The sequence below is a fragment of the Bradyrhizobium sp. P5_C11_2 genome, assembly GCF_054049755.1.
The window spans coordinates 1-4,919 of the sequence record NZ_JBFULT010000562.1; the positions used below are offsets into that span (position 1 = coordinate 1).

Genomic DNA, 4,919 nt, shown 5'->3' on the forward strand with positions numbered 1-4,919 from the left:
TCAGGAAGCAGTCGATGAAGCCAAGCCGAAATGGGATCGCTGATGCCTGCGTTCGGTTCAGTACCGCCGCGCTCTCTCGAACGCCCGGCGTCAGTTTGAAAAAGGGTCGAAACAACGAAGTTTCGGCTCAGGAAGCAGTCGATGAAGCCAAGCCGAAATGGGATCGCTGATGCCTGCGTTCGGTTCAGTACCGCCGCGCTCTCTCGAACGCCCGGCGTCAGTTTGAAAAAGGGTCGAAACAACGAAGTTTCGGCCCTTTTTGATTCTTGTTTCGATTCTCGGCCTTGACGGCCGAACTCAGATCACCGCACAGGCCGTCACCGGCCGCTTCAGATGCTTGACCGTGGTGGCCCCGGTCTTGCCGATCGTCAGCGTGGTCCCCGCCCCCGAATAGCGTGTGCCCGAGACCGTCAGCCGCTTGGCGAGCGTGACCGGCTCGCCGTCGATCTGGAGGAAGGCGCGCTTGTYGTAGTCATAAAACCCCACGATGAATTGCGTACCATCGGCGCAGCGATAGGTCCGGAACGTCTGCGCATCGGCCTGCCGGGCGCCGAGAATTCCGCCCGCCAGCATGGTGATTGCCAAAAGAATGGCCTTGTGCCGGTCCATGATCGCCCCCTGTGCTAGACCTCAAGGACGCCCCGTCGTGCGTCCAATGGAAACATAACCCAAGCTCATCTCATGTCAGATTCCCCTGCCCGCCACCTCGCCCTGCAAGGCGCCAGCAATTTCCGCGACCTCGGCGGCTATCCGACCATCGATGGCCGCACCACGCGCTGGCGGCTCATCTTCCGTTCCAACCATCTCGGCCAGCTCACGGCGGCCGATATCGAGATCGTCCGTGCGCTCGGCGTCAGAAGCGCGTTCGATTTTCGTGGGCTGGAGGAGCGCGCGGCGGGCGTCTGCGTCGTGAACGAGATAGCGGTGCATTCGCTGCCGATCGAGCCGACAGTCGTGGCCGCGCTGCGCGCCGAGCTCGCCCGCGGCACACTGACCGCGCCGGTTGCGCTCGAGATCATGCGCGAATCCTATCGCAACTATGTCCGCCATAACACGCACAGCTTTCGCGCGCTGTTCGRCCACCTCCTCGAAGACCGCGCGCCGCTGGTGGTCCACTGCACGGCCGGCAAGGACCGCACCGGCTTTGCCARCGCGCTGATCCTGCATGCGCTCGGCGTGCCCTATGACGTCATTGCCGAGGACTATCTGCTGACCAACCAGTTCTATCGGCGCGATGCGACGGCTGCGACGGAACTGCCTGACGACGTGCGCAACGCGATCGGGAGCGTCGAGGCCTCCTACCTCAACGCCGGCTTCGAGGCGGTACATGCCGAGTATGGCGATCTCGAAGCCTATTTGCGGGACGGGCTCAAGATTGGCCCACCGGAGCGGGAGGCGCTGAAGGCGCGTTATCTCCAGTCGTAATCAAACAACCGCATTTTTGCGTGGCTCCGGTGGCCTTGAGGATTGCCGAACGCAGAGCACGGGCGACGTGCATGGTGCTCCAGTCGCTCTGGTGCAGCTTCAGATCGTCATCCGCGGCGAGCAGCTGCTCGAACGAGGCGTTATTGTAGACGTGCCAGTGCCGCATCAGCGCCCAGCGCTGGAACAAATTGACCTTGGCGCCTTGCGCGGCGGTGCGGATCGCCGAAACCATCTTTTCCGAGAGTTCGGCATTGCCGTCATACAGCATGGCCGTCACGTATTGCGGATCGATCAGCACGACATCCGTGGTCGGGTGGTCGCGCAGGAGTTTCAATCCCTCGGCGATCTTCCTGACCACCTCATCGAAGTTGAACTGCTCTTTGCGAAACACGGCGTTGGTTCCAACCTGCCAGAGCACCAGCGAAGGATTGTCAGCAAAAATGTCGTCGTTGAACCGAGCCACTTCCTGCGGCGCATCCTCGCCACCCTTGCCCCGGTTGAACACATCGATCCGGATGTTCAGATGAGGATCGTCATCCTTGAAGTGCTTCCTCAAATACAGTTCGAGTCGCGCCGGATAGGCAACGACATTGCCAAGCCCGGCCGTCGAGGACGACCCCATCGCCACGATGCGGACGGGACCCTTTCCTCCCAACGCCGTCCGGAAATTCTCCAGCGGATATTTCAAATCGACGATGGCAGCGGGAAATTCGATGGTCGGCAAATTATCGGGCATGAAAAGACCCTCCTCCACGACCTGACGTTGCATCGCTCATTCAGCCTTGAAGATGCCGCCATTGCAAGTCCAATTCTGCCGGCGCAATAGTCGGCGCGAATTGAAACGGCGGAGAGTATCGTGCAGGGGAAAGTGATTGTCGTGACCGGCGCGCTCGGCGCGCTTGGCAAGGTGGTCGCGGAGGTCGCGCAGTCGCGGGGCGCGCGCGTTGCCGGCATCGATCATGCGCCCTCGCAAGCATCTGCCACGCCCGACCGCATCGAGATTGGCGGCGTCGATCTGTCCGACGCGGCGCAGGCGAAGGCGGCGGTCGAGGCTGCGGCAAGACATTTCGGCACGCTCGATGCCCTGGTCAACATCGCCGGTGGCTTTGCCTTCGAGACCGTTGGCGACGGCGACATCAAGACGTGGCAGCGCATGCATGCGCTCAACGTGCTGACCGCGCTCAACACCTCGCGCGAGGCGCTGCCGCATCTCGCCGCCTCCAAGGCCGGCCGGATCGTCAATATCGGCGCCATGGGCGCGCTCCAGGCCGRCTCCGGCATGGGCCCCTACGCCGCATCGAAAGCAGCCGTACATCGCCTCACCGAGGCGCTCGCCAATGAATGGAAAGGCAAGGTCGCCGTGAACGCGGTGCTGCCCTCGACCATCGACACACAGGCCAACCGCACCAGCATGCCGAATGCGGACTTCTCCAAATGGGTGACGCCGTTGGAGCTCGCCGAGGTCATCCTCTTCCTCGCCGGCGATGCCGCGAGCGGCGTCACCGGAGCGCTGATCCCCGTGAGCGGACGGGTGTAGTCAATCCGCCACCAATAGCCGCAGATTGCCCTTGAAACGGATGCTCTGCTTGGCGGCGCCCAATTGTCCCGTCCGCAGGATAATCGCACCGTCCGTTCCGGATCAAATGGCGCCGAGCCCTAACTCCGATCCGGGCTAGACTGCTTGCAACTGATTCTCCGACCGGAAAGCCTGTGGAAACCGCGCTCTATCTGCCCGTCAAACGCTTCCTCGAAGAGCTCGGCTTCACCGTCAAGGGCGAGATCGGCGGCTGCGATCTCGTGGGCTTGAGCGCCGGCGATCCGCCGGTGGTGGTGATCGGCGAACTCAAACTTGCCTTCAATCTCGAGCTGATCCTCCAGGCGGTCGACCGCGCGCCGGCCGGCGACGAGATCTGGATCGCCGCAAAGATGTCGGTGCGCGGCAAGGGGCGCGAGAGCGATGCCCGCTATCGCAACCTCTGTCGCCGCCTCGGCTTCGGTATGCTTGGCGTGACCGACCGCGGCCAGGTCGAGGTGCTGGTGAAGCCGCCGACGGCGGCGCCGCGCCGCGAGCCGAAGACGCGCTCGCGGCTGGTTGCCGAGCATCAGCGTCGCCAGGGCGATCCCGTGCTCGGCGGCAGCACGCGCGCGCCGATCATGACGGCCTATCGCCAGCAGGCGCTGGCGTGCGCCTCCGCGCTTGCCGCCGGCCCGCGTCCCGTGCGCGAGCTGCGCGAGCGCTGCCCCGATGCCGGCAAGATTCTGCTGCACAATGTCTATGGCTGGTTCGAACGCGCCGAACGCGGAATCTATCGACTCACGGAGGCCGGCCACGCGGCGCTGAAGCGCTGGCCGCAGGTGCCGGTCGGAGACACCGCACGCGAGGCAGCACAGCCCTAGCGACGGGCACATGGGAGGACGCGCATGATCGTGGTGACTGCCGGTGTGACAGCCCGGCCGGAAACGTTCGAAGAGGTGCGCCGCCTGAGCCTTGAACACGTCCGTCGTTCGCGGCAGGAGCCTGGCTGCATCTCCCATGCGGTGCATGTCGACTGCGAGAACCCGCTCAGGCTGGTATTCGTCGAACAATGGGCCGACCGGGCGGCGCTGTCGGCCCACTTCGCGGTACCAGCGTCCCGCGAATTGGTGCGGACCTTGCGCTCACTGGCCACGGGCCCGGCGACGCTCGACCTCTACGACGCCAGCAAGCTCGAAAAGCTGTGAGTGCATAGCTGAGATGCCACACCAAATTCATATTGCAATGCAACATGGACAGCACTAGGTATCCCGGCATCGAAACGAGGCACCTATGAGCGCAGACTGGAACACCAAGTACGGCACGCGGCGCGTCCGCCACGATCCGCCGACCCTGGACGAGGCGATTTTYGCCGCCGTCGGCATCACCGACGATCAGGAGCAGCAGGCCGAGATCGCCGCCGCCTTGATGGGGATGCCGCTCGATGTCGTGCAGGCCGAGGTGAAGAAGCAGGCCCGGACCAACAGCCGTATCACCGCGACCCGCGTGATCGCCGGCGAACAGGGCGCACAGCGCTCGGTCGTGGTCGAACGCCGCGTCGTACGCCGCTTCGGCAACGACAAGCGCACCGGCACCTGAACGCTCATTTCTGTGGCTTCAATGCAAAAGCGGACCGGCCTGGCCGGTCCGCTTTTCGATTCCACTGCGTGAGCAGGGTCTTGTCGGAAAACCGCGTCAGGCGGCGCGGTTGCCGTACATGCTCGAAATCAGCTTCCAGCAGGTCGAGTTGAAGCTGAGCAAGGCGCGACCGGCCCTGAACGGCGCGGCTGCGAGTTCGGCGAGCTCGGCTTCGGGGGTCTTGGCCAGATCGATCGTGCCGGTCGATTCGCCAYGGCGGAATTGCAGATGCGCGCCGAACTTCCTGGCAAGCGCGCGCATGGCGTGATTCTCCGAGCCCGTGGTGATGCGCAGGCGCTTGAAACCCTTCCAGCGCGCCTCCGCAATCAGCCGGCTGAACAGG

At 63.9% G+C, this 4,919-nt stretch carries 7 protein-coding genes and 1 pseudogene; 5 read left to right on the forward strand and 3 right to left on the reverse strand.

Annotated features, from left to right (window positions below):
* Positions 1-297 precede the first annotated feature (297 nt).
* Positions 298-609 carry an MliC family protein gene (locus ACXJL8_RS34010; RefSeq protein ID WP_456686369.1) on the reverse strand — a complete coding sequence of 104 codons (312 nt, stop codon included), beginning with the start codon at positions 607-609 and terminating at the stop codon, positions 298-300.
* A 72-nt stretch (positions 610-681) separates the two neighbouring features.
* Here ACXJL8_RS34010 and ACXJL8_RS34015 point away from each other — a divergent pair, with 72 nt between their 5' ends.
* Positions 682-1,425 carry a tyrosine-protein phosphatase gene (locus ACXJL8_RS34015; protein WP_456686370.1) on the forward strand — a complete coding sequence of 248 codons (744 nt, stop codon included), beginning with the start codon at positions 682-684 and terminating at the stop codon, positions 1,423-1,425.
* Here ACXJL8_RS34015 and ACXJL8_RS34020 read toward each other — a convergent pair.
* Entirely contained in the window at positions 1,370-2,194 is an 825-nt protein-coding gene (locus tag ACXJL8_RS34020; RefSeq protein ID WP_456621952.1) for an SGNH/GDSL hydrolase family protein, read from the reverse strand. The genes ACXJL8_RS34015 and ACXJL8_RS34020 overlap by 56 nt on opposite strands.
* Before the next feature lie 87 nt (positions 2,195-2,281).
* Here ACXJL8_RS34020 and ACXJL8_RS34025 point away from each other — a divergent pair, with 87 nt between their 5' ends.
* The 4 genes from ACXJL8_RS34025 to ACXJL8_RS34040 all read left to right on the forward strand — a co-directional run bounded on the left by ACXJL8_RS34025 (position 2,282) and on the right by ACXJL8_RS34040 (position 4,537).
* Positions 2,282-2,962 carry an SDR family oxidoreductase gene (locus tag ACXJL8_RS34025; RefSeq protein WP_456686371.1) on the forward strand — a complete coding sequence of 227 codons (681 nt, stop codon included), beginning with the start codon at positions 2,282-2,284 and terminating at the stop codon, positions 2,960-2,962.
* 173 nt (positions 2,963-3,135) lie between these two features.
* On the forward strand, positions 3,136-3,822 hold the full coding sequence (locus ACXJL8_RS34030) for a DUF2161 domain-containing phosphodiesterase (protein WP_456621950.1): 687 nt from the start codon (positions 3,136-3,138) through the stop codon (positions 3,820-3,822).
* 24 nt (positions 3,823-3,846) lie between these two features.
* Complete coding sequence (locus ACXJL8_RS34035; protein ID WP_456621949.1) at positions 3,847-4,146, forward strand: putative quinol monooxygenase; 300 nt, start codon at positions 3,847-3,849, stop codon at positions 4,144-4,146.
* Between the two features lie 85 nt (positions 4,147-4,231).
* Positions 4,232-4,537 (forward strand): hypothetical protein, encoded by a 306-nt coding sequence (locus ACXJL8_RS34040; protein WP_015686575.1) that lies wholly within the window; start codon positions 4,232-4,234, stop codon positions 4,535-4,537.
* A 96-nt stretch (positions 4,538-4,633) separates the two neighbouring features.
* Here ACXJL8_RS34040 and ACXJL8_RS34045 read toward each other — a convergent pair.
* Positions 4,634-4,919 (reverse strand): annotated as a pseudogene (locus ACXJL8_RS34045) (GNAT family N-acetyltransferase); the annotation flags it as partial.

What these genes read in the sequence shown, in the direction of transcription:
- ACXJL8_RS34020 (WP_456621952.1), bottom strand. Translation starts at nt 2,194, where the DNA reads ATGCAACGTCAGGTCGTGGAGGAGGGTCTTTTCATGCCCGATAATTTG.
- ACXJL8_RS34035 (WP_456621949.1), top strand. Translation starts at nt 3,847, where the DNA reads ATGATCGTGGTGACTGCCGGTGTGACAGCCCGGCCGGAAACGTTCGAA.